The sequence below is a fragment of the Streptomyces sp. NPDC003327 genome, assembly GCF_053589515.1.
Window position 1 is genome coordinate 59,541 of sequence record NZ_JBSFSA010000027.1, and the last position, 19,942, is coordinate 79,482.

At 71.1% G+C, this 19,942-nt stretch carries 23 protein-coding genes; 1 reads left to right on the top strand and 22 read right to left on the bottom strand.

Annotated features, from left to right (window positions below; genetic code table 11):
* Positions 1 to 25: 25 nt before the first annotated feature.
* The 7 genes from ACWDVG_RS20645 to rpsB form a co-directional block, all read right to left on the bottom strand.
* Positions 26 to 1,120 carry a thiamine ABC transporter substrate-binding protein gene (locus ACWDVG_RS20645; protein ID WP_451700747.1) on the bottom strand — a complete coding sequence of 365 codons (1,095 nt, stop codon included), beginning with the start codon at positions 1,118 to 1,120 and terminating at the stop codon, positions 26 to 28.
* 250 nt (positions 1,121 to 1,370) lie between these two features.
* A complete protein-coding gene (gene rlmN / locus ACWDVG_RS20650) occupies positions 1,371 to 2,477 on the bottom strand; it encodes a 23S rRNA (adenine(2503)-C(2))-methyltransferase RlmN (protein ID WP_451700748.1) in 1,107 nt (368 codons plus the stop codon).
* 79 nt (positions 2,478 to 2,556) lie between these two features.
* Positions 2,557 to 3,660, bottom strand: a complete 1,104-nt coding sequence (locus tag ACWDVG_RS20655; protein ID WP_451700750.1) for a phosphatidate cytidylyltransferase — start codon at positions 3,658 to 3,660, stop codon at positions 2,557 to 2,559.
* Positions 3,660 to 4,217, bottom strand: a complete 558-nt coding sequence (gene frr, locus ACWDVG_RS20660; RefSeq protein WP_055641105.1) for a ribosome recycling factor — start codon at positions 4,215 to 4,217, stop codon at positions 3,660 to 3,662. The genes ACWDVG_RS20655 and frr overlap by 1 nt, the downstream gene beginning before the upstream one ends.
* Before the next feature lie 94 nt (positions 4,218 to 4,311).
* The gene (gene pyrH, locus ACWDVG_RS20665; protein WP_451700751.1) at positions 4,312 to 5,076 is read right to left on the bottom strand and encodes a UMP kinase; all 765 of its coding nucleotides are present in this window, start codon (positions 5,074 to 5,076) and stop codon (positions 4,312 to 4,314) included.
* 165 nt (positions 5,077 to 5,241) lie between these two features.
* The gene (gene tsf, locus ACWDVG_RS20670) at positions 5,242 to 6,078 is read right to left on the bottom strand and encodes a translation elongation factor Ts (RefSeq protein WP_451700752.1); all 837 of its coding nucleotides are present in this window, start codon (positions 6,076 to 6,078) and stop codon (positions 5,242 to 5,244) included.
* A 111-nt stretch (positions 6,079 to 6,189) separates the two neighbouring features.
* Positions 6,190 to 7,080 (bottom strand): 30S ribosomal protein S2, encoded by an 891-nt coding sequence (gene rpsB / locus ACWDVG_RS20675; protein WP_451700753.1) that lies wholly within the window; start codon positions 7,078 to 7,080, stop codon positions 6,190 to 6,192.
* Positions 7,081 to 7,334: 254 nt separating this feature from the next.
* Between rpsB and ACWDVG_RS20680 the strand changes: the two genes are divergently transcribed.
* Positions 7,335 to 7,847 carry a M23 family metallopeptidase gene (locus ACWDVG_RS20680; RefSeq protein WP_451700754.1) on the top strand — a complete coding sequence of 171 codons (513 nt, stop codon included), beginning with the start codon at positions 7,335 to 7,337 and terminating at the stop codon, positions 7,845 to 7,847.
* 82 nt (positions 7,848 to 7,929) lie between these two features.
* On the opposite strand, the gene ACWDVG_RS20685 is transcribed toward ACWDVG_RS20680, so the two are convergent.
* The 15 genes from ACWDVG_RS20685 to ACWDVG_RS20755 all read right to left on the bottom strand — a co-directional run bounded on the left by ACWDVG_RS20685 (position 7,930) and on the right by ACWDVG_RS20755 (position 19,942).
* Positions 7,930 to 8,541, bottom strand: a complete 612-nt coding sequence (locus tag ACWDVG_RS20685) for a TetR/AcrR family transcriptional regulator (RefSeq protein WP_451700773.1) — start codon at positions 8,539 to 8,541, stop codon at positions 7,930 to 7,932.
* A gap of 54 nt (positions 8,542 to 8,595) precedes the next feature.
* Entirely contained in the window at positions 8,596 to 9,432 is an 837-nt protein-coding gene (gene whiG, locus ACWDVG_RS20690) for an RNA polymerase sigma factor WhiG (protein ID WP_451700755.1), read from the bottom strand.
* Between the two features lie 260 nt (positions 9,433 to 9,692).
* Complete coding sequence (gene dprA, locus ACWDVG_RS20695; protein ID WP_451700756.1) at positions 9,693 to 10,919, bottom strand: DNA-processing protein DprA; 1,227 nt, start codon at positions 10,917 to 10,919, stop codon at positions 9,693 to 9,695.
* Positions 10,916 to 12,529 carry a YifB family Mg chelatase-like AAA ATPase gene (locus ACWDVG_RS20700; protein WP_451700757.1) on the bottom strand — a complete coding sequence of 538 codons (1,614 nt, stop codon included), beginning with the start codon at positions 12,527 to 12,529 and terminating at the stop codon, positions 10,916 to 10,918. Before ACWDVG_RS20700 ends, dprA begins: the two co-directional genes overlap by 4 nt.
* The gene (locus ACWDVG_RS20705; protein ID WP_451700758.1) at positions 12,529 to 12,894 is read right to left on the bottom strand and encodes a YraN family protein; all 366 of its coding nucleotides are present in this window, start codon (positions 12,892 to 12,894) and stop codon (positions 12,529 to 12,531) included. Before ACWDVG_RS20705 ends, ACWDVG_RS20700 begins: the two co-directional genes overlap by 1 nt.
* 161 nt (positions 12,895 to 13,055) lie before the next feature.
* Positions 13,056 to 13,364, bottom strand: coding sequence for a DUF2469 domain-containing protein (locus ACWDVG_RS20710; protein ID WP_005311352.1), 309 nt, complete (start codon positions 13,362 to 13,364; stop codon positions 13,056 to 13,058).
* Positions 13,365 to 13,419: 55 nt separating this feature from the next.
* Positions 13,420 to 14,055: an NUDIX hydrolase gene (locus ACWDVG_RS20715; protein WP_451700759.1), complete on the bottom strand. Its 636-nt coding sequence runs from the start codon at positions 14,053 to 14,055 to the stop codon at positions 13,420 to 13,422.
* Positions 14,052 to 14,819: a signal peptidase I gene (lepB, locus tag ACWDVG_RS20720; RefSeq protein ID WP_451700760.1), complete on the bottom strand. Its 768-nt coding sequence runs from the start codon at positions 14,817 to 14,819 to the stop codon at positions 14,052 to 14,054. Before lepB (ACWDVG_RS20720) ends, ACWDVG_RS20715 begins: the two co-directional genes overlap by 4 nt.
* 55 nt (positions 14,820 to 14,874) lie before the next feature.
* Positions 14,875 to 15,795, bottom strand: a complete 921-nt coding sequence (lepB, locus tag ACWDVG_RS20725) for a signal peptidase I (protein WP_451700774.1) — start codon at positions 15,793 to 15,795, stop codon at positions 14,875 to 14,877.
* Complete coding sequence (gene lepB / locus ACWDVG_RS20730; RefSeq protein WP_451700761.1) at positions 15,728 to 16,750, bottom strand: signal peptidase I; 1,023 nt, start codon at positions 16,748 to 16,750, stop codon at positions 15,728 to 15,730. Before lepB (ACWDVG_RS20730) ends, lepB (ACWDVG_RS20725) begins: the two co-directional genes overlap by 68 nt.
* Positions 16,743 to 17,639 carry a signal peptidase I gene (lepB, locus tag ACWDVG_RS20735; protein ID WP_451700762.1) on the bottom strand — a complete coding sequence of 299 codons (897 nt, stop codon included), beginning with the start codon at positions 17,637 to 17,639 and terminating at the stop codon, positions 16,743 to 16,745. Before lepB (ACWDVG_RS20735) ends, lepB (ACWDVG_RS20730) begins: the two co-directional genes overlap by 8 nt.
* Positions 17,640 to 17,708: 69 nt before the next feature.
* The gene (gene rplS / locus ACWDVG_RS20740; protein ID WP_451700763.1) at positions 17,709 to 18,059 is read right to left on the bottom strand and encodes a 50S ribosomal protein L19; all 351 of its coding nucleotides are present in this window, start codon (positions 18,057 to 18,059) and stop codon (positions 17,709 to 17,711) included.
* Positions 18,060 to 18,186: 127 nt separating this feature from the next.
* Complete coding sequence (trmD, locus tag ACWDVG_RS20745; RefSeq protein ID WP_451700764.1) at positions 18,187 to 19,008, bottom strand: tRNA (guanosine(37)-N1)-methyltransferase TrmD; 822 nt, start codon at positions 19,006 to 19,008, stop codon at positions 18,187 to 18,189.
* Positions 19,005 to 19,598, bottom strand: coding sequence for a ribosome maturation factor RimM (rimM, locus tag ACWDVG_RS20750; RefSeq protein ID WP_451700765.1), 594 nt, complete (start codon positions 19,596 to 19,598; stop codon positions 19,005 to 19,007). Before rimM ends, trmD begins: the two co-directional genes overlap by 4 nt.
* 104 nt (positions 19,599 to 19,702) lie before the next feature.
* Positions 19,703 to 19,942, bottom strand: coding sequence for an RNA-binding protein (locus ACWDVG_RS20755; protein WP_005311361.1), 240 nt, complete (start codon positions 19,940 to 19,942; stop codon positions 19,703 to 19,705).

Here is a 19,942-nt window from a genome sequence, read left to right on the forward strand (position 1 = left end):
GCCGCGCTCCCCCTGAGGTCGCGGGTCACTTCAGAACGAGCGACGACCACTGCTGGATCCACGCGTCGCGCTTCCCGGCGATCTTCTCCGGCGCCATCGTCTCCGGCGCGTCGACCACCACGCCGTGCTTCGTGAACAGCTCCGGCAGCGCCGCGTCCTTCGCCACCGGGTTGACGAACATCTGCAGCGGCATGTCGTCCTGGAACGTCTTCGAGATCAGGAAGTCGATCAGCGCCTTGCCGCCCTCGGGGTTCTTCGCCCCGTTCAGCAGCCCCGCGAACTCGATCTGCCGGAAGCACGTCCCCGTGGACACGCCCGTCGGCGCCACCTTCGGCTGCGGCTCGCCGTACAGCACCTCCACCGGCGGGCTGGACGCGTACGACACGACCAGCGGCCGGTCGCCCTTGGCCTGCTTGCCGCCGGCCGAACCGGAGAACTCCTGGTTGTAGGCGAGCTCCCAGCTGTCGACGGTCTTCACGCCGTTCGCCTTCAGCTTCTCCCAGTACGCCGGCCAGCCGTCGTCGCCGTACTTCGCCGCCGTACCGAGGAGGAAGCCGAGACCGGGGGACGACCGCTCGGGGTTCTCCACCACCAGCAGGTCCTTGTACTCCGGCTTCGCCAGGTCGTCGAACGTCACCGGCGGCGCCAGCTTCCTGTCCGCGAAGTACTTCTTGTCGTAGTTGACGCAGATGTCGCCGGAGTCGACCGGCGTGACCCGGTTCTCCTTGTCGAGCCGGTACGCGGCCGGCACCCGGTCGACGCCCTTCGCCTCGTACGGCTCGAAGATCCCGTTGTCGAGGGCCCGGGACAGCAGCGTGTTGTCGACCCCGAAGAACACGTCGCCCTGCGGCGAGCCCTTCGTCAGGATCTCCTTGTTGACGGCCTCGCCCGCGTCACCGGCCTTCAGGACCTTCACCGTGAACCCGGTCCGCTTCGTGAACTCCGCCAGCACCTCCTTGGAGGCGTTGAACGAGTCGTGGCTCACGAGCGTCACCGTCTTCGGCGCGGGCCCACCGCTCTTGCCGGCCGCGTCCCGGACGTCCTCGGTGCCACAGCCGGCGAGGGCCGTGACGCCCAGCGCCGCGACGAACGCGACGGCCGCCGTCTTCTTGGTGCTCACTGGAATTTCCTCCTGGGCATGTCCAGGAAGAGACGCGGCCCTGCCCACGACCGGCGGACCGGGCGCGGGCAGGGCGCAACAGCTTGAGTTGTCGACCGAACTTCCTACCCAGAATGACCTGGGCGAGGTTCAGAGGGTCTGCGGCCGCTGCCCCGCCCGTCACCCGGGCCCGGGCACCTCAACCGCACTCTCAGCGCTGTGGCGCTCCCCTGTCGGAATATGGAGATGTGTTCGAGCACAGCGTACAAGGTCAGCGTTCGGCGGCCGCGAGCTGTCCACAGGCCCCGTCGATCTCCTGACCGCGGGTGTCGCGGACGGTCACCGGCACCCCGTGCGCGGCGATCGCCTCGATGAACGCCTTCTCGTCCTCGGGCCGCGACGCCGTCCACTTCGACCCCGGCGTCGGGTTCAGCGGGATCAGGTTCACGTGCACCCGCTTCCCCTTGAGCAGCCGCCCGAGGAGGTCGCCCCGCCACGCCTGGTCGTTGATGTCCCGGATCAGCGCGTACTCGATGGAGATCCGGCGCCCGGACCTCTCCGCGTACTCCCACGCCGCGTCGAGGACCTCACGGACCTTCCACCGCGTGTTGACGGGCACCAGCGTGTCCCGCAGCTCGTCGTCCGGGGCGTGCAGCGACACCGCGAGACGGCACTTGAAGCCCTCGTCGGCGAACCGCAGCATCGCCGGGACGAGACCGACCGTCGACACCGTGATGCCGCGCTGCGACAGCCCGAGACCGTCCGGTTCGGGGTCGGTCAGCCGCCGGATCGCCCCCACGACCCGCTTGTAGTTCGCGAGCGGCTCGCCCATCCCCATGAAGACGATGTTCGACAGCCGCGCGGGCCCACCGGGGACCTCGCCGTCGCGCAGCGCCCGCATCCCGTCGACGATCTGGTGCACGATCTCGGCGGTCGACAGGTTCCGGTCGAGCCCCGCCTGCCCGGTCGCGCAGAACGGGCAGTTCATCCCGCAGCCGGCCTGCGAGGAGATGCACATGGTCACCCGGTCCGGGTACCGCATGAGCACCGACTCCACGAGCGTGCCGTCGTGCAGCCGCCACAGCGTCTTACGGGTCGTGTCGTCGTCGCACGACACGTGCCGCACGACGGACATCAGATCGGGCAGCAGCTCCCCCGCCAGCTTCTCCCGCGCGGCGGCCGGAATGTCCGTCCACTCCGCGGGATCGTGCGCGTACCGCGCGAAGTAGTGCGTGGACAGCTGCTTGGCACGGAAGGGCTTCTCGCCGATCGCGGCGACGGCTTCCTTCCGCTCGGCGGGCGTGAGGTCGGCGAGGTGCCGCGGCGGCTTCTTGGCTCCGCGGGGCGCGACGAAAGTGAGTTCTCCGGGCTTGGGCATGGTCCTACCAGTGTCGCAGAGATACGGCGAAGGGCCCGCCGTCCTGTGGACAACGGGCCCCTCAGCAAGAAACCCCAGGTCAGCCGGTGCCGACGAAGAGCGCGAGCAGCAGCCACACCACCGGCGCCGTCGGCAGCAGCGAGTCCAGCCGGTCCATGATGCCGCCGTGCCCCGGCAGCAGCGTGCCCATGTCCTTGATGCCCAGGTCCCGCTTGATCATCGACTCGCCCAGGTCACCGAGCGTCGCACTGGCCGCCACCGCCAGACCGAGGACCAGACCCTGCCACCAGACACCGTCCTCGATCATGAACTCCATGCACAGCGCGCCCGCCGCCATCGCGAACGTCACCGCACCGAGCAGACCCTCACGGGTCTTCCCGGGGCTGATGCGCGGCGCCAGCTTCCGCCGCCCGAAGCGCCAGCCGATCGCGTACGCCCCGGTGTCGCTGACCACGGTCAGGATCAGGAACGTCAGCACCCGCTGCGGCCCGTCGTCGGCGGTGAGCAGCAGCGCCACGAACGTCGCCAGGAACGGGACGTAGAACGCGGCGAACACGCCCGCGGTGACGTCCTTCAGATAGCCCTCGGGGGGCTCCGTCATCCGCCACACGAGGACCGCGAGCGCCGTGAGGGCCATCGCCACCCACGCGCCCTCCGCGCCCCGCACGTATCCGGCGACGACCATCGCCGCACCGCCGACGGCGAGCGGCACCAGCGGCGCCTTGATCGCCTTGCGCTCCTGGAGGCGGGAGGTCAGCTCCCAGAGGCCGACCACGACGGCGACCGCTATCACTCCGACGAACGCCGCCTTCCAGATGAAGAGCGACGCGATGATGACGGCGCCGAGGCCGACCCCGACCCCTATGGCCGCGCCCAGGTCCCGCCCCGCGCTCTTCTTCTGCCGGGGCGCCGACGGCCCGGGCGGCGGAGGCGGGGTGGGGCTGGGCATGGGCTCCTGCGGGTGCTCGTGCGGCGTCTCGTCACGGAACAGGGGACCGCTCGGGTGAGCGGCCCCCCGGCCGTGACCGTCCTGGAATCCGCCGGCGGGAACGTCGGGCACGATGGGCATGGGCCGAGTCTGCGCCGCCTGCCGCCGATCGTGTGCGGGACCCGCCGGGGCAGGCCCCTGGTCGGGTCCGCCGAGGCCTGAACCGGCCGGCGCCCCCCAGGAAGAGTCGTTCATCAGACCTCGAGCAGCTCGGCTTCCTTGTGCTTGAGCAGCTCGTCCACCTGCGCGACGTACTTCGCGGTGGTGTCGTCGAGCTCCTTCTCCGCACGACGGCCCTCGTCCTCGCCGACCTCGCCGTCCTTGACGAGCTTGTCGATGGACTCCTTGGCCTTGCGGCGCACCGAGCGGATCGAGATCTTGGAGTCCTCGGCCTTGCCCTTGGCGACCTTGATGTACTCCCGGCGGCGCTCCTCGGTCAGCTCGGGGAACACCACGCGGATGATGTTGCCGTCGTTGCTCGGGTTGACGCCCAGGTCCGAGTCCCGGATCGCCTGCTCGATGTTGCGCAGGGCGCTCTTGTCGAACGGGGTCACCACGGCCATGCGCGGCTCCGGAACGGAGAACGACGCCAGCTGGTTGATGGGCGTGATGGCACCGTAGTAGTCGGCCACGATCTTGTTGAACATCGCCGGGTGCGCACGGCCGGTGCGGATCGCGGCGAAGTCCTCCTTGGCGACCACGACGGCCTTCTCCATCTTCTCCTCGGCCTCGAGGAGGGTCTCTTCGATCACCAGTTGCTCCTGCGTGTCGTCGCGTTGTGTCCTGCACGGTGTACGACCGGCAGGGCTGTCGTCCATCCCCTGGCGGGGTGGTTCCCGGTTCGGGTCAGGCCCGGGTGCCCTGGTCGCTCACGAGCGTGCCGATCTTCTCACCCTTCACCGCGCGCGCGATATTGCCCGCGGCGAGCAGTTCGAAGACGAGGATCGGGAGGGCGTTGTCGCGGCAGAGCGTGATGGCGGTGGCGTCGGCGACCTTCAGGTCGCGGGAGAGCACCTCGCCGTACTCCAGCGCGTCGAACTTGACCGCGTCGGGGTTGGTCTTGGGGTCGGAGTCGTACACGCCGTCGACGCCGTTCTTGCCCATGAGCAGGGCTTCGGCGTCGATCTCCAGGGCGCGCTGGGCGGCCGTGGTGTCGGTGGAGAAGTACGGCATGCCCATGCCCGCACCGAAGATGACCACGCGGCCCTTCTCCAGGTGGCGCACGGCGCGCAGCGGGATGTACGGCTCGGCGACCTGGCCCATGGTGATGGCGGTCTGGACGCGGGAGTCGATGCCCTCCTTCTCCAGGAAGTCCTGGAGGGCGAGGCAGTTCATCACGGTGCCGAGCATGCCCATGTAGTCGGAGCGGGCCCGGTCCATGCCACGCTGCTGGAGCTCGGCGCCGCGGAAGAAGTTGCCGCCGCCGATCACCACCGCGATCTCGGCGCCGTCGCGGACGACGGCCGCGATCTCGCGCGCGATGGCGTGCACGACGTCGGGGTCGACGCCCAGGCCGGTACCGCCGGAGAAGGCTTCTCCGGACAGCTTCAGCATGTAGCGGCCGACCTTTTTGCCGGTCTTGTCGTCGCCCTGTACGGCGCCCTGATTCATGGAGATCTCCTCGTGCACATACGAAGAAGGCCATTGCCTGGGGTCCTCGTGGGGTGTCCCGTACGGCAATGGCCTCCTCGTCAGATCTGCGGTCGTCCTGCGCGGGCGCGGACGACTGCTTCAGACCCTACCGGGGTCCGGTGTCCGTCGCGTACGCGAGCGGACTCAGATGCCGACCTTGATGCGCGTGAAGCGCTTCAGGGTGACGCCGGCCTCGTCCAGGATCTGCTGGACGGACTTCTTGTTGTCCAGGGCGTACGGCTGGCCGAGCAGCGTCGCGTCCTTGAAGAAGCCGTTCACGCGACCCTCGACGATCTTGGCGATCGCGGCCTCGGGCTTGCCCTCGGCACGGGTGGTCTCCTCGGCGATGCGACGCTCGGACTCGACGACCTCGGCCGGGACGTCCTCACGGGTGAGGTACTTCGGCGCGAAGGCGGCGATGTGCTGGGCGACGCCCTTGGCGACCTCGGCGTTCTCCTTGTCGAACTCGACGAGGACACCGATCTGCGGCGGGAGGTCCGGCATCGTGCGGTGCATGTACGCGGAGACGTAGCCGTCGGCGTACTGCGCGAAGCGGTCGAGGACGATCTTCTCGCCGAGGTTGGCGTTGGCCTCGTCCACGAACGCCTGGACGGTCTTGCCGGCCTCGATCTCGGAGGCGAGCAGCGCCTCGAGGTCGGCCGGGGAGGTGGCGGCCACGTGCGCGGCGAGCGCGTTGGCGACGGCGATGAACTTGTCACCCTTGGCGACGAAGTCCGTCTCGCACTTCAGCTCGACGAGGACGCCGGAGGTGTTGTCGTCGGCGATGAGGGAGACCACGGCGCCGTTCTCGGCGGAGCGGCCCTCACGCTTGGCGACGCCCTTCTGGCCCTTGATGCGCAGGGCCTCCACGGCCTTGTCGACGTCGCCGTCGGCCTCGTCCAGGGCCTTCTTGCAGTCCATCATGCCGGCGCCGGTGAGCTCGCGGAGCTTCTTGACGTCAGCGGCGGTGTAGTTCGCCATGAGTCTGTTTCTCTCTCGAAGTCTGAAAGATCGGGCGGGTCCACGGGTGGACGGCGGGGGCTTCGTGGGCCCCCGCCGTCGTCACCCGAAGGTCCTGAGGAACCTGAAGGGTCAGGCCTGCTCGGCGTCCGCGGCCGGAGCCTCGGCCTCGGTGGCCTCGGCAGCCGGAGCCTCGGCGGCGGGCGCCTCGGCGGCCGGGGCCTCGACGGTCTCGTCGGCCTTCTTCTCGCCCTCGAGCAGGTCGCGCTCCCACTCGGCGAGCGGCTCGCCCTGGGCCTTCTCGCCCGGCTTCGAGTCGCCGGTCGCGGCGCCGGAGCGGGCGATGAGGCCCTCGGCGACGGCGTCGGCGATCACGCGGGTGAGCAGGGTGACGGAGCGGATCGCGTCGTCGTTGCCCGGGATCTTGTAGTCGACCTCGTCGGGGTCGCAGTTGGTGTCGAGGATCGCGACGACCGGGATGTGGAGCTTGCGCGCCTCACCGACGGCGATGTGCTCCTTCTTGGTGTCGACGATCCAGACGGCGCTCGGCACCTTCTGCATCTCGCGGATACCACCGAGGGTCTTCTCCAGCTTGGCCTTCTCGCGCGAGAGGACCAGGAGCTCCTTCTTGGTGAGACCCGAGGCGGCGACGTCCTCGAAGTCGATCTGCTCGAGCTCCTTGAGGCGCTGCAGACGCTTGTAGACGGTCGAGAAGTTGGTGAGCATGCCGCCCAGCCAGCGCTGGTTGACGTACGGCATGCCGACGCGGGTCGCCTGCTCGGCGATGGCCTCCTGCGCCTGCTTCTTCGTGCCGACGAACATGATGGAGCCGCCGTGCGCGACGGTCTCCTTGACGAACTCGTAGGCGCGGTCGATGTACGACAGCGACTGGAGCAGGTCGATGATGTAGATGCCGTTGCGCTCGGTGAAGATGAAGCGCTTCATCTTCGGGTTCCAGCGACGGGTCTGGTGACCGAAGTGGACGCCGCTCTCCAGCAGCTCCCGCATCGTGACGACGGCCATGGCCGTATCTCCTTGAGTTCTCGGTTGTGTTCCTGACGCCCCGGCGCGCCATGCCCACGAGGGACCGAAAGGCGCTGCCACGACCGGTGAGGGTGGTGGCGGGGCGTGCGAAGTCGACCCGGTGACCCGGATCGCCATAGGAAGTGTACGGGACCCCGGGAGCGACGGGTGACGGCACTGTCCACAACCCACCCGTCGTCCACAGATCCGCCGCCCGGCCCCCACGCGCCTCCCGGCCCGGGAAGTCTGTCCCCATGCACCTGATCACGACGTTCCTGAGCGGCCTCGGCCTCACCCCGGCGACCGCACTGTCCACCCTGTCCACCTTGACCACACTGACCACCCTGACCGCGCTGTGGCCGGTGGGCCCACCGCCACCGGACATCCTGCGCGGCTGGCACCCACCACCCGGCCCGTACGCCGCGGGCCACCGCGGCGTCGACCTCGCCGCACCCCCGGGCGCCCCGGTCCTGGCGCCGGCCGCGGGGACGGTCACCTTCGCCGGCCCGGTCGGCGGCCGCGGCGTCGTCACCCTCACCCTCACCGGTACGGGCACTCCCCCGCTGCGCACCACCTTCTCCCCGGTGACCCCACTCATCGCCCCCGGCACCCGGGTCGCACCCGGCACACCTCTGGCGCGCGTGTCCACCGGCACGCACTGCCCGGAGTCCTGCCTCCACTGGGGCCTGCTCCGCGGCGACACCTACCTGAACCCCCTCCGACTCCTCCACCGCCCACCGAGCCGCCTGCTGCCCCTGCGCACCTGACCACCCACGACCAACAACCGAAAAACGGGGAGGGGCGGAGGGGGTGGGGGGAGGGGGCGGGGGGGGAGGCCCCCGGGGAGGGTCAGGAGTCGGTGGGGGCGCCGAGGGTGGTGGAGCCGGCGGCCGCGGAGGGATCCGCGGGGGTGACGCCGTGGAGCACCATGGCGACGGCCGTCTCGGCGATCTCCGCGGGGTGCTCGGCCGCGCCGAGTTCGATGCGGCGGACCGCGGCGTCGACGACGCCCTGGAGGAGCATGGCGCTGAGGCGGGGCTGGGGGTGGCCGAGGGCGGCGAGGGCTTCGACGATCATGGCGACGAGGCCGCCGTGGGCCGCGCGGATCTTCTCGCGGGCGCCGTCGTCGAGTTCGCTGGCGGAGATGGCGACGACGGCACGGTGGCGCCGGTCGCCGACGAGTTCCAGCTGGGTGCGGACGTACGCCTCGACCTTGCCCTCGGGGGTTTCGGCGCGGGCCATCGCGGCCTCGACCTCGGCGGCCCAGAGGGGGAAGTCGACCGCGCACAGTTCCTCGACGACGGCGGCGCGCGAGCGGAAGTACTCGTAGACCGACGAGCGGGCCAGGCCCGTGCGCTCGGCGAGGGCGGGGAAGGTCAGCGCCTCCGTCCCGCCCTCGGACAGCAGGGAACGCGCGGCGTCCAGCAGGGCGCCGCGCTGCATCGTCCGGTGCTCGGCCACCGAGGCCGCTCGAATCCTGGGCACGCCTCCACTCTACGACCGGCCGGCCGTGGGTCAGCGCCCGACGTCGGCCAGTTTGGCGCGCAGCTGGAGGACGGACTTGGTGTGGATCTGGCTGACGCGGCTCTCGGTGACGCCGAGGACCTGGCCGATCTCGGCGAGGGTGAGGCCCTCGTAGTAGTAGAGCGTGACGACGGTCTTCTCCCGCTCGGGGAGCGTGTTGATGGCGCGGGCCAGGAGGCGTCGCAGCTCGCGGTCCTCCGCCACCTCGACCGGGTTGTCGGCGGCGGTGTCCTCCAGGGTGTCCATGAGGGACAGCCGGTCGCCGCTTTCGCCGCCGACGTGCAGGAGTTCTTCGAGGGCCACGACGTTCGCGAGCGACAACTGGCTGAAGACGGCGTGCAGTTCCTCGATGGGGATGCCCATCTCCGCGGCGACCTCGCTCTCGGAGGGGGTGCGGCGGAGCTGGGCTTCGAGGGTGGCGTAGGCGCGCTCGACGTTGCGGGCCTTCTGTCGTACGGAGCGGGGAATCCAGTCGAGCGCCCGGAGTTCGTCGATCATGGCGCCGCGGATGCGGGTGATGGCGTACGTCTCGAACTTGATGGCCCGCTCGACGTCGAACTTCTCGATGGCGTCGATGAGGCCGAAGACTCCGGAGGAGACGAAGTCGGCCTGCTCGACGTTGGACGGCAGCCCCACGCTGACGCGTCCCGCGACGTATTTGACGAGCGGCGAGTAGTGGAGGATGAGCTGCTCCCGCAGCCGCTCGTCGCCGGTGTCCTTGTACGAGCGCCACAGCTCGTCGAGCGTGGTCGGTGCCGGTGGTCGCACGGTGCCCCGGGCTGCTGGGGGCACCGCAGCGCGGTCAGACCCGGAGGTGTGCTGGGGCATGCGTTGCCTTGAGCCGTTCTGCTGTCGGGTGCGTCGGTCTGGGTGTCCTGGGGGGATTGCTGGGTGTCCTGTGGGGGTTGCTCGTGAGCGTAGCGTGAGTGCGGTGTCGCGGTGAGCGAACGTCGACGGATGGCGCCGGTCCGGGGGGACGCCGTCGGCCACACCTTCGAAACCGGGCCGTGGCGCGTGCGGGCCCGTCGGGTGCGGCCGAGCGGACTGGGTTGCTCATCGGCATCACCATTTCAGCCGAATGCTCCGGGTCAAGTACCGCCTCGCCGCTTGTTCGACCCTTCGGTCGCGGTGTTCGTCAACCTCCATCCGTCTCCGTACCGCTCGACGAAGCCGAGCGAGTGGAGTTCGTACAGCTTGGCGAGGGTCTCGTCGGGTGTGGTGCCGGCGCGGCGGGCGACGGTGGTCGTGGGGGTGGGGGTGGGGCTCCAGGCGGGCAGGGCTTCGAGGATGTGTGCGGTGGCGGGTGCGAGGAGGTCGCGGGGCAGGACGGGGCCTCTGCGGGCGGGGGCGAGTTCGCCCATGGCGCCGACGAGTTCGGTGATCTCGTCGGCGTCGCTGACGAGGGTGGCGTCGCCGCGGAGGAGTTCGTGGACGCCTGCGGAGAGGGCGCTGGTGACGGGGCCGGGGACGCCCATGGTGTGGCGGCCGAGCCGGGCCGCCGCGCGGGCGGTGACGAGGGAGCCGCTGCGGTGTTGGGCCTCGATGACGACGGTGCCGCGGGTGAGGGCGGCGATGACGCGGTTGCGGAGGATGAAGCGGCTGGGGGTGGGGTGGCTGTCGGGTGGGAGTTCGCCGATGACGAGGCCTTGCTGTGCGATGCGGTCGATGAGGTGGGCGTGGCCTTTGGGGTAGGGGGTGTCGACGCCGCTGGCGAGGACGGCGACGGTGGCTCCGTCGGCGGCGAGGGCGCCGCGGTGGGCGGCGGCGTCGATGCCGTAGGCGGCTCCGGAGACGACGACCCAGCCGCGGCGGGCGAGTCCGGTGGCGAGGTCGGCGGCGATGTGTGCGCCGTAGGGGGTGCAGGCGCGGGCGCCGACGAGGGCGACGGAGCGGAGGGCCCAGGTGCGGAGGTCGGCGGGGCCTCTGGTCCAGAGGCCGATGGGTCGGGCGTCGCCGAGGTCGTCGAGTTGGCGGGGCCATTCGGTGTCGCCGGGGATGAGGAAGCGGCCGCCGAGGCGGTGGATGCGGTCGAGGTCGTGGGCGGGGTCGGCGTCGTGGGCGCGGCGTCGCCAGCTCGCGACGCGTTTGTCCCCGGTGCCGGGGAAGGGGTCGGGGCCGGTGTCGGGGACGGGGTCGGCCGGGTGGTGGGTGAGGAGGTGGAGGAGGTGGGGGGCTCCGTAGGTGCGTAGCCAGCGGCCGGCGTGTTCGTCGCCGGGTTCGACGATGCGGCTGAGTGCGGCGCGGGCGTGCCGTTCGTGGGTGAGGGGGTCGTCGGTGGTGGCGCCGGTCGGTCGGGGGTGGTGGGGGTGGGTCATCGGGGTGCCCCCGTTCCGGCGGGGACGCCGCGGGCGATGCCGGTGCGGAGTTCGAGGGCGAGGGCGAGGTCGTGGCTGTCGGGGCGGTCGTGGCCTGCGAGGTCGGCGGCGGTCCAGGCGACTCGGAGGACGCGGTCGAGGCCGCGTGCGGTGAGGAGTCCGCGTTCGATGTCGCGTTCGGCGGCGGCGAGGGCGCCGGGTGCGGCGGTGTAGCGGGTGCGGAGTTCGTGGCCGGGGATTTCGCTGTTGACGGTCCAGGGGGTGTCGGCGAGTCGGGTGGCGGCGCGGTCGCGGGCTTCGCGGACGCGGTCGGCGACGGTGGCGGTGTTTTCGCCGCGGCCGCCTTGTCCGAGGAGGTCGGCGCGGGTGACGGGTTCGACTTCGATGCGGAGGTCGACGCGGTCGAGGAGTGGTCCGGAGAGGCGGGCTTGGTAGCGGCGGATGAGGGAGGAGGGGCATTCGCAGCCGGCGCCGGCGAGGGTGTGGCGGCCGCAGGGGCAGGGGTTGGCGGCGAGGGTGAGGAGGAAGCGGGCGGGGAGGCGTACGACTCCGGCGGCGCGGGCGATGACGACGTGTCCGGATTCGAGGGGTTGGCGCAGGGCGTCGAGGGATTTGGTGGAGAATTCGGGTGCTTCGTCCAGGAAGAGGACGCCTTTGTGGGCGAGGGAGACGGCGCCGGGCCTGGGGAGGCCGTTTCCGCCGCCGACGAGGGACTGCATGGTGGCGGAGTGGTGGGGTGCGCAGTAGGGGGCGCAGCGGACGAGGGGTTCGCCGGGCGGGAGGATGCCGGCGACGGAGTGGACGGCGGTGACTTCGAGGGATTCCTGGCGGGTGAGGGGCGGGAGGATGCCGGGGAGGCGTTCGGCCAGCATGGTTTTTCCGGCGCCGGGGGGTCCGGAGAGCATGAGGTGGTGACTGCCGGCGGCGGCGACTTCGAGGGCGCGGCGTGCGGTGTGCTGTCCTGCGACGTCGGCGAGGTCGGGGCCTTCGCCGGGGGCGGCGGAGAGTCCGGTGCCGATGCCGGCGCCGGGGACGAGGAGTCCGGCGAGCATGGCGTCGGGGCGGCCTGGTTCGGTGGGTTCTTCGTCGGGGACGGGTTCGTCGGTGAGGACGGCGATCAGTTGGCGGAGGCTGCGGATGCCGAGGACGGAGACGCCGGGGACGAGGGAGGCTTCGCCCGCGGTCTGTTCGGGGACGACGACCTGGCGGTATCCGGCGTCGGCGGCGGCGAGGACGGCGGGGAGTACGCCTCGTACGGGTCGGACGCGGCCGTCGAGGCCGAGTTCGCCGATGAGGACGAGGTCGGCGATGGAGCGGGGGTCGATGCGTTCTGCGGCGCCGAGAATGCTGGCGGCGATGGCGAGGTCGAAGCCGCTGCCGCTTTTGGGGACGGAGGCGGGGCTGAGTCCGACGGTGAGTTTTTTCTGGGGCCATTCGGCGCCGGAGTTGGCGATGGCGGCGCGGACGCGGTCGCGGCTTTCGGTGAGGCTTTTGTCGGGGAGGCCGACGAGGGTGAAGGCGGCGATGCCGGGTTCGAGGTCGGCTTGGACTTCGACGACGACGCCTTCGACGCCGACGAGGGCGACGGAGCAGGTGCGGGCGAATCCCATCAGGCCACCCCCTGGGCGTGGGTGAGGACGGGGGCGCCCTTGTGGGGCAGGACGATGCCGATGAGGTCGATGCGGATGCCGCCGGTGGGGGCGGGGGTGTGGGTGCGGTCGAGCCAGCAGTCGGCGAGTCGGCGGAGCCGTGCGGCTTTGTGGGGGGTGACGGCGGCCATGGGGTGTTCGTAGGCGCCGTGGCGTCGGGTTTTGACCTCGCAGATGACGAGGGTGTCGCCGTCGCGGGCGACGATGTCGATTTCTCCGGTCCGTCCGCAGCGCCAGTTGCGGGCGAGGATGTGCATTCCGGTCGCGGTGAGTCGGCGGGTCGCCAGCTCTTCTCCGTACCGTCCGAGGGCTTGGGTCGCGTTCATGCGGTACCACCTCCGTCACCCACTGTGACGGGGGTGGCGGCGGGGTGTGCGGCCCTGTGGAGGGGGCGGGGGCTGTGGATATCCGGCTCACCCGTGGGGGTGGTCCCGCGGGGATGGCGTGGTGGCGCGCGCGTGCCGCCGGGCGGGGGTCCCGGCGGGGGTCAGCTGCCGGGGAGTTCGAGGTCGCTCTTGTTGAGCTCCTCGATGTTCACGTCCTTGAAGGTGAGGACGCGGACCTGCTTGACGAAGCGGGCCGGCCGGTACATGTCCCACACCCAGGCGTCGGCCATGCTGACCTCGAAGAAGACCTCGCCCTGTACCGAGTGGACCTGCATCTCGTAGTCGTTGGTGAGGTAGAAGCGCCGCTCGGTCTCGATCACGTATTTGAACAGCCCGACGACGTCGCGGTACTCCCGGTAGAGCTTCAGCTCCATCTCGGTCTCGTACTTCTCGAGGTCCTCGGCGCTCATGGCATGTTCCCCTTCAGCCGTGCGTCCCCCTATTGTGCGCCAGTGGTGCGCGCCCCTAAACGATTTCGGGGGCGAGAACCACGGGGGCGCTCGGGGGTCCCTCGTCGAGGAGCTTTCGGAGCAGCTCGGCGAGTCTGGTCGGGTACACCGTCTCACGGGCCGCCGACAGTTCGGCGCAGGTCCACCATCTGAGGCCCGCGAGGCTGCGGGTCTCGAGTTCGGTGAGGGCCTGGGGCCCGGGCGGGGTGGTGGTGTGGCGGGTGCGGGCGAGGTAGTACCACTCGTCCTGGTCCCAGCGGCGGCCGGCGAAGGGGAAGGAGCAGTGGCGCTGCCAGAGGACGGGGCCGAGGTCGACGTCGGTGAGGCCGGTCTCCTCGGCGAGTTCGCGCAGGGCGGCCTGTTCGCGGGTCTCCTGTCCTTCGAGGCCGCCGCCGGGGGTGAACCACCAGGTGTCGGTGGGGTCGTCGGGTTCGTGTCCGTGCATGAGGAGGATGCGGTCGTCGGGGTCGAGGAGGATGACCCGGGCGACCTGCCTCAGCTGCGGCCCGTCGGTCGCGGGCAGCGCGGACGCGGGCAGCTCCGTCGCGGGCAGCTCGGACACGGGCAGCTCCGTCGCGGGCACGCCGACGCCCGCGGACCGGTCGCCGGCCCCGCCGCCGTCGGTCGCGCTCCGGGTGGCGCTTTCCGTCATGTTCCCACCTTGGCGCGCGGGCCGGTGCTCGCGCCAGGGGTGCTGCGGCGGCGCCCGAGGGCGCGTGCCACCGGCCCGTACGCCGATCCGCCGAAGATCAGGAGGGCTCCGGCGCCGATGGCGGTGAGGAGGAGGCCGAGGGGGCCGGGTTGTGAGGTGCCGCCGGGGAGGGCGGCGAAGCCCGCGGGGCGGTCGATGACGCCCTTGGCGGGCCAGACGACGGCGTCGACCCGTGCGTCGACGGCGGAGCGGGGCACGGAGCCCTGTCCGGCGTCTTCGAGGTGGCTGCGGGAGTCGAGGGAGGTGTGGCGGTCGTCGCCGAGGAGGAAGAGACCGTCGGCGGGGACGGTGGCGGAGAACTCCTCGCCGGCGGAGGCGATGAGGTCGGTTCCGGGGCGGAGGTACGGCTCGTCGACGGCCGTGCCGTTGACGGTGAGGCGGCGCTGGGCGTCGCAGCAGACGACGGTGTCGCCGCCGATGCCGACGACGCGCTTGACCATGGGGGCGTTGCCCCAGAGGGGGTCGCGGAAGACGACGATGTCGCCGCGGCGGACCTCGCTGCCGTCGATGCGTTCGGCGAGGACGCGCGAGTTGACCTCGATGGTGGGGGTCATGGAGTCGCTGGGGATGGTGTAGGGCCGGTAGAGCAGGGCTCCGCCGACGAATCCGCCGACGAAGAGCAGACAGCCGACGGCCACGGCCAGCCCCGACAGGAACCTGCCGAGGCGGCCGTGGCCGCCGTCCGTTCGTATGTTGCCGCTCATGCGCACACCCCAGGGGTCCGTCGACGTTCCGGGACGGCACCCTACCCGCGGGTCGCTACTCGGCGGTATGCCCCGCGTGCCGCTTCTTGCGGCGCCAGAGGACCAGCGGGAGGGCTCCGGCGAGGCCGGCGGCGCCCGCGGGGGCGGCGGTCATGGCCCGGTCGAGTCCGGGCTGGTCGAAGATCTCAGGGACGGGGAGGGTGGCCCACCGGGTGACGGGCCAGGCGATGACGACGGCGCGGCCGACGACCAGGTCGTTGGCGACGGTGCCGGCGCCCGGGAGCTCCTGGTGGAAGCGGGAGTCCAGGGAGTTCTGCCGGTTGTCGCCCATGACCCAGATGCGGCCCTCGGGGACCTTGACGGGGCCGAAGGAGTCCTGGCAGGGGACGGAGCCGGGGAACAGGTAGGCGCTCTCGTCGAGCTCCTTGCCGTTGAGGACGACCTTGCCGCCGACCTTGCAGGAGACGGTGTCGCCGCCGACGGCGATGACCCGCTTGATGAGGTCCTTCTCCTCGGCGGACGGCATGAGGCCGATGAAGCTGAGGAACTTCTGGACGATGTTGGGCTCGGGGGTCTCCTCGCCCTCCAGCCAGCCGCCCGGGTCGTGGAAGACGACGACCTCGCCGCGTTCGGGTTCGGAGCCGAACCAGGGGGTGAGCTTGTCGACGAGGACCCGGTCACCCTTCTGCAGCGTGTTCATCATCGATTCCGACGGGATGGAGAACGCCTGCACGAGGAAGGTCTTGATGAGCAGGGCGAGCAGCAGGGCGATGCCGATGAGGAGCGGCAGTTCCTTCCAGAAGGAACGCGGCTTCTTCGGGCCGCTGCCGGGGGTGTCCTGGCCGCCGGGCTGGTCCGTCCCGTCGCCGTGCGACGTGTCGTCGCTGGTCATCTCGTCACCTGTCACGTCATCGCCTGTGGCCCCGTCGGCCCTCTTCTCGGGCTCGTCGTGTCCGGATCGTGCGCCGACGGCCAAATCCCCCACATCCACTCCTCACTCCGTGCAATCGCCCGTCCCGGAACAGGGACAGGCCCACCACTCCCATAACGAGCAGAAGTTCCGCAGGGGTCGGGAGGTCGGGCAATCCGTTGAGATCGCGCGGGGACACACTATGCGACAGACCGAGCGCGGGCTCGGAACTCGTACGTGCGTCCGGTACGGCGGCGAAGGTCTGGCGCTCCTCCAGGCGGCGCCAGTGCCCGAGGGGCCAGGCGATCACGACGGCGCGGCCCACGACCTGCTCTTCCGCGACGGTGCCGTGGTCCTTCTCGTCGAGGTGGAAGCGGGAGTCGGCCGAGTCGGAGCGGTGGTCGCCGAGGACGAAGATCCGGCCTTCGGGGACCTTCACCTCGAAGGGGATGGTGGAGGGCTTGTTGCCCGGGTGGAGGTACGGCTCGTTCAGGGGTACGCCGTTGACGGTGAGCCGCCCGTCCTTGTCGCAGCAGCGGACGGTGTCGCCGCCGACGGCGACGACCCGTTTGATGAGGTCGCGGTCGTCGGCGGAGGGCAGCAGTCCGATGAAGGTGAGGGCCTGCTTGACCTGTTTGACGCCGACCGGGTCGTCGGCGGCCGGGGCGGTGTCCTGGTGGAGCCAGTTGCCGGGGTCCTTGAAGACGACGACGTCGCCGCGCTGCGGGCGTGAGCCGAACCAGGGGGTGAGCTTGTCGACGAGGACCCGGTCCTGGATGCGGATCGTCTGTTCCATCGAGCCGGAGGGGATGACGAACGCCTGGACGAGGAAGGTCTTGAGGACGAGCGCGATGAGGACGGCGACGGTGACGAGGACGGGGATCTCGCGGATCGCGGAGCGCTGCCGGCGTCGCTTGACCTTGCGGGCGAGCCTGCGCCGCTCGGCCCGCCCGGGCGGCGCGGCGTCCTGGGCCGGGGCGTGTCCGGGGCGCCCGGCGGGCGGCCTGCCCCGCCTACCCATGGGCTCCCGCCCCGGTTCCGTTCCCGTGCGCGGGATCCGCCGGGGCGGCCGGCACGGCGTCGTAGGCGTCGGTCGCCGGGACGGTGGTCCAGCGGTCGAAGGGCCAGGCGATCCAGTCGGCGCGTCCGATGACCCGCTCGACGGGGACCATGCCGCCGCCGGGACTGCCGAGGTGGTCGCGGGAGTCGCTGGACTGGCTGCGGTGGTCGCCCATGACCCAGAGGGTTCCGGCGGGTACGACGATGTCGAAGGGCACGTCGGAGGGCCGGTCGCCCGGCATCACGTACGTCTCGGGGACGGGGGTGCCGTTGACGGTGAGGCGTCCGTCCTTGTCGCAGCAGACGACGCGGTCGCCGCCGGTGCCGACGACCCGCTTCACGAAGTCGGTCTCGTCGGGTTCGGCGAGGCCGAGCGCGGCGCCCGCCTCGCGCAGCAGGCCGGTGAGGGGATCGCCTGCGGTGTCCTCGCGCACGAAGGAGCCGGTGCCGTCGAAGACGACGACGTCACCGCGGTGCGGGGCGTTGCCGAAACGGTACGCCAGTTTGTTGACGAGGATGCGGTCGCCGACCCGCAGGGTGGGTTCCATCGAGCCGCTGGGGATGAGGAAGGGCTGCGCCACGAAGTGGCTGAGGAGCAGCAGGAAGACCACGCAGGCGGCGCCGAGGAGTCCGGTCCTGCGCCACGAGTTCACGAACCGGGCGGGTCCGTTCTCCGCGGCCGGGGCTCCGGGGGCCTCCCCGCCGGGTCCCGCGTCCGCGGCCGGGGCTCCGGGGGCCTCCGCGGCGGCGTCACCGGAGACCTCCCCCGAGGCCCCGGAAACACGCGCGGAGCGCGACCCCTCCTCGTCGGAAGAGGGGTCGCGCTCCGTGTGCTGTGCTTCGGTATCCATCGGTGGCAGAGCCTATCCGGCCAGCCTGTGCGAGGAGTCGGAAGCGCCGCGCGACCGGTGAGCCGGAGCTCAGTTGTCGCGCTTCTCCTTGATCTTGGCGGCCTTGCCGCGCAGCTCACGGAGGTAGTAGAGCTTGGCGCGACGGACGTCACCGCGGGAGACGAGCTCGATCTTCTCGAAGATCGGGCTGTGCACCGGGAAGGTGCGCTCGACGCCGACGGAGAACGAGACCTTGCGGACCGTGAAGGTCTCGGAGACGCCCGAGCCCTGGCGGCGGATGACGACGCCCTTGAACTGCTGGATACGGGAGCGGTTGCCCTCGATGACGCGCACGTGGACGTTCACGGTGTCGCCGGGACGGAAGGCGGGGAGGTCGGAGCGGAGCGAACCCGCGTTGACCTGGTCGAGCAGGGAGGCCATGGAGGTCTCTTTCCTCGCTGATGCCACAGGTCATCAGCGGAACGTTCGAAACGATGGAAGCGCCGTCCGTGCCTGGCGGGCGTCTTCCCCCTGTGGCAGGGGCGCGCGCCGGACGGACGACAGCGGCCTATTCTTCCACGTCCGCGACCCTGCGCCAAAATCGGCCGCCGGGTTCGGGGGCCCAGCCCAGCATCGAGAGGATCTCGCGGTCCTTCTTGTCGAAGGTGGCGGGGTCGCAGCGCTCGATGAGGTCGGGCCGGTGGGCGACCGTGCGCCGGAAGGCCTCGTCGCGCCGCCAGCGGGCGATCTTGCCGTGGTGGCCGCTGAGGAGCACGTCGGGGATGGTGCGGCCGCGCCACTCCGGGGGCTTGGTGTAGACCGGCCCCTCCAGGAGGTTGGCCATGGCGCCGGGGGCGAAGGAGTCGTCGCGGTGGGACTCGGCGTTGCCGAGGACGCCGGGAAGGAGGCGGGCGACGGCTTCGGTGACGACGAGGACGGCCGCCTCGCCGCCGGCGAGGACGTAGTCGCCGATGGAGACCTCGTAGACCGGCATCCGGGTCGCGTACTCGTCCATGACGCGGCGGTCGATGCCCTCGTAGCGGGCCGGGGTGAAGATCAGCCAGGGCCGCTCGGAGAGTTCGACGGCCAGCTCCTGGGTGAAGGGGCGGCCGCTGGGGGTCGGGACGACGAGGACGGGGCCGTGGGCTCCCGCCTCGTAACCGTCGGCGAGGGTCTGGTCGAGGGCGTCGCCCCAGGGCTCGGTCTTCATGACCATGCCGGGGCCGCCGCCGTACGGGGTGTCGTCGACGGTGTTGTGCCGGTCGTACGTCCAGGAGCGCAGGTCGTGGACGTGGACGTCGAGGACGCCGCGGGCGCTGGCCTTGCCGACGAGGGAGACGTTGAGCGGCTCCAGGTACTCGGGGAAGATCGTGACGACGTCGAGCCTCATGCGCGCTCACCCGGCTCGGTGTCGCCGCCTTCGGCGTCGCGGGCGTCGGCCTCGGCGTCGCGGGCGGAGGCGATCTCGGCGCGGTCGTCGATCAGGCCCGGCGGCGGGGCGATGACGGCTCGCTGCTCCTCCAGGTCGATCTCGGTGACGATCTCGCCGACGAAGGGGATCATCAGCTCGGTGCCGTCGGGCCGCTCCACGATGAAGAGGTCCTGGGACGGCAGGTGCGAGATCTCGGTGATCACTCCGATCTCGGTGCCGTCGGCGAGCACCACGTCCAGGTCGATGAGCTGGTGGTCGTAGTACTCGTCCTCCTCCTCGGGCAGCTCGGAGGGGTCGATCTCGGCGATCAGGAGGGTGTTGCGGAGGGCCTCGGCGGCGTTGCGGTCGCGGACGCCCTCGAAGCGCAGCAGGAGCCGGCCGCTGTGCACGCGCCCGGATTCGATGGTCAGCGGCCCGGTGGAGGCCGGGTCGGTGAGCAGGACGGCGCCGGGTCCGAGCCGCAGCTCGGGCTCGTCGGTCCGTACCTCGACGGTGACCTCGCCCTTGATGCCGTGGGCGCGGCCGATCCGCGCGACTACCAGCTGCACGACTTACACACTCTCCTGTCGGGGGACGACGACGGGCCGGGGCGGGCTCGAAAGCCCTCCCCGGCCCGTGCCGGCGTTTCTCTGGGTAACGCGGCCGACCTCGGTCAGCGAACCTGGTCCACGTCGACGAGGTCGACGCGGATGCCGCGGCCGCCGATGGCGCCCACGACCGTGCGCAGCGCACGCGCGGTGCGGCCGTTGCGGCCGATCACCTTGCCGAGGTCGTCGGGGTGGACCCGGACCTCGAGCACGCGGCCGCGACGCAGGTTGCGCGAGGCGACCTGCACATCGTCGGGGTTGTCGACGATGCCCTTCACGAGGTGCTCGAGAGCCTCCTCGAGCAT

Coding starts and splice junctions, on each gene's coding strand:
- pyrH (WP_451700751.1), bottom strand. CDS start 5,076: ATGAATCAGGGCGCCGTACAGGGCGACGACAAGACCGGCAAAAAGGTC.
- rlmN (WP_451700748.1), bottom strand. CDS start 2,477: ATGCCCAAGCCCGGAGAACTCACTTTCGTCGCGCCCCGCGGAGCCAAG.
- ACWDVG_RS20715 (WP_451700759.1), bottom strand. CDS start 14,055: ATGACGGAAAGCGCCACCCGGAGCGCGACCGACGGCGGCGGGGCCGGC.
- trmD (WP_451700764.1), bottom strand. CDS start 19,008: ATGAGGCTCGACGTCGTCACGATCTTCCCCGAGTACCTGGAGCCGCTC.
- ACWDVG_RS20680 (WP_451700754.1), top strand. CDS start 7,335: ATGCACCTGATCACGACGTTCCTGAGCGGCCTCGGCCTCACCCCGGCG.
- whiG (WP_451700755.1), bottom strand. CDS start 9,432: ATGCCCCAGCACACCTCCGGGTCTGACCGCGCTGCGGTGCCCCCAGCA.
- ACWDVG_RS20755 (WP_005311361.1), bottom strand. CDS start 19,942: ATGCTCGAGGAGGCTCTCGAGCACCTCGTGAAGGGCATCGTCGACAAC.
- lepB (WP_451700761.1), bottom strand. CDS start 16,750: ATGGGTAGGCGGGGCAGGCCGCCCGCCGGGCGCCCCGGACACGCCCCG.
- lepB (WP_451700760.1), bottom strand. CDS start 14,819: ATGAGCGGCAACATACGAACGGACGGCGGCCACGGCCGCCTCGGCAGG.
- lepB (WP_451700762.1), bottom strand. CDS start 17,639: ATGGATACCGAAGCACAGCACACGGAGCGCGACCCCTCTTCCGACGAG.
- rpsB (WP_451700753.1), bottom strand. CDS start 7,080: ATGGCCGTCGTCACGATGCGGGAGCTGCTGGAGAGCGGCGTCCACTTC.
- dprA (WP_451700756.1), bottom strand. CDS start 10,919: ATGACCCACCCCCACCACCCCCGACCGACCGGCGCCACCACCGACGAC.
- tsf (WP_451700752.1), bottom strand. CDS start 6,078: ATGGCGAACTACACCGCCGCTGACGTCAAGAAGCTCCGCGAGCTCACC.
- rplS (WP_451700763.1), bottom strand. CDS start 18,059: ATGGCCTCCCTGCTCGACCAGGTCAACGCGGGTTCGCTCCGCTCCGAC.
- ACWDVG_RS20655 (WP_451700750.1), bottom strand. CDS start 3,660: ATGAACGACTCTTCCTGGGGGGCGCCGGCCGGTTCAGGCCTCGGCGGA.
- ACWDVG_RS20705 (WP_451700758.1), bottom strand. CDS start 12,894: ATGAACGCGACCCAAGCCCTCGGACGGTACGGAGAAGAGCTGGCGACC.
- ACWDVG_RS20710 (WP_005311352.1), bottom strand. CDS start 13,364: ATGAGCGCCGAGGACCTCGAGAAGTACGAGACCGAGATGGAGCTGAAG.
- ACWDVG_RS20700 (WP_451700757.1), bottom strand. CDS start 12,529: ATGGGATTCGCCCGCACCTGCTCCGTCGCCCTCGTCGGCGTCGAAGGC.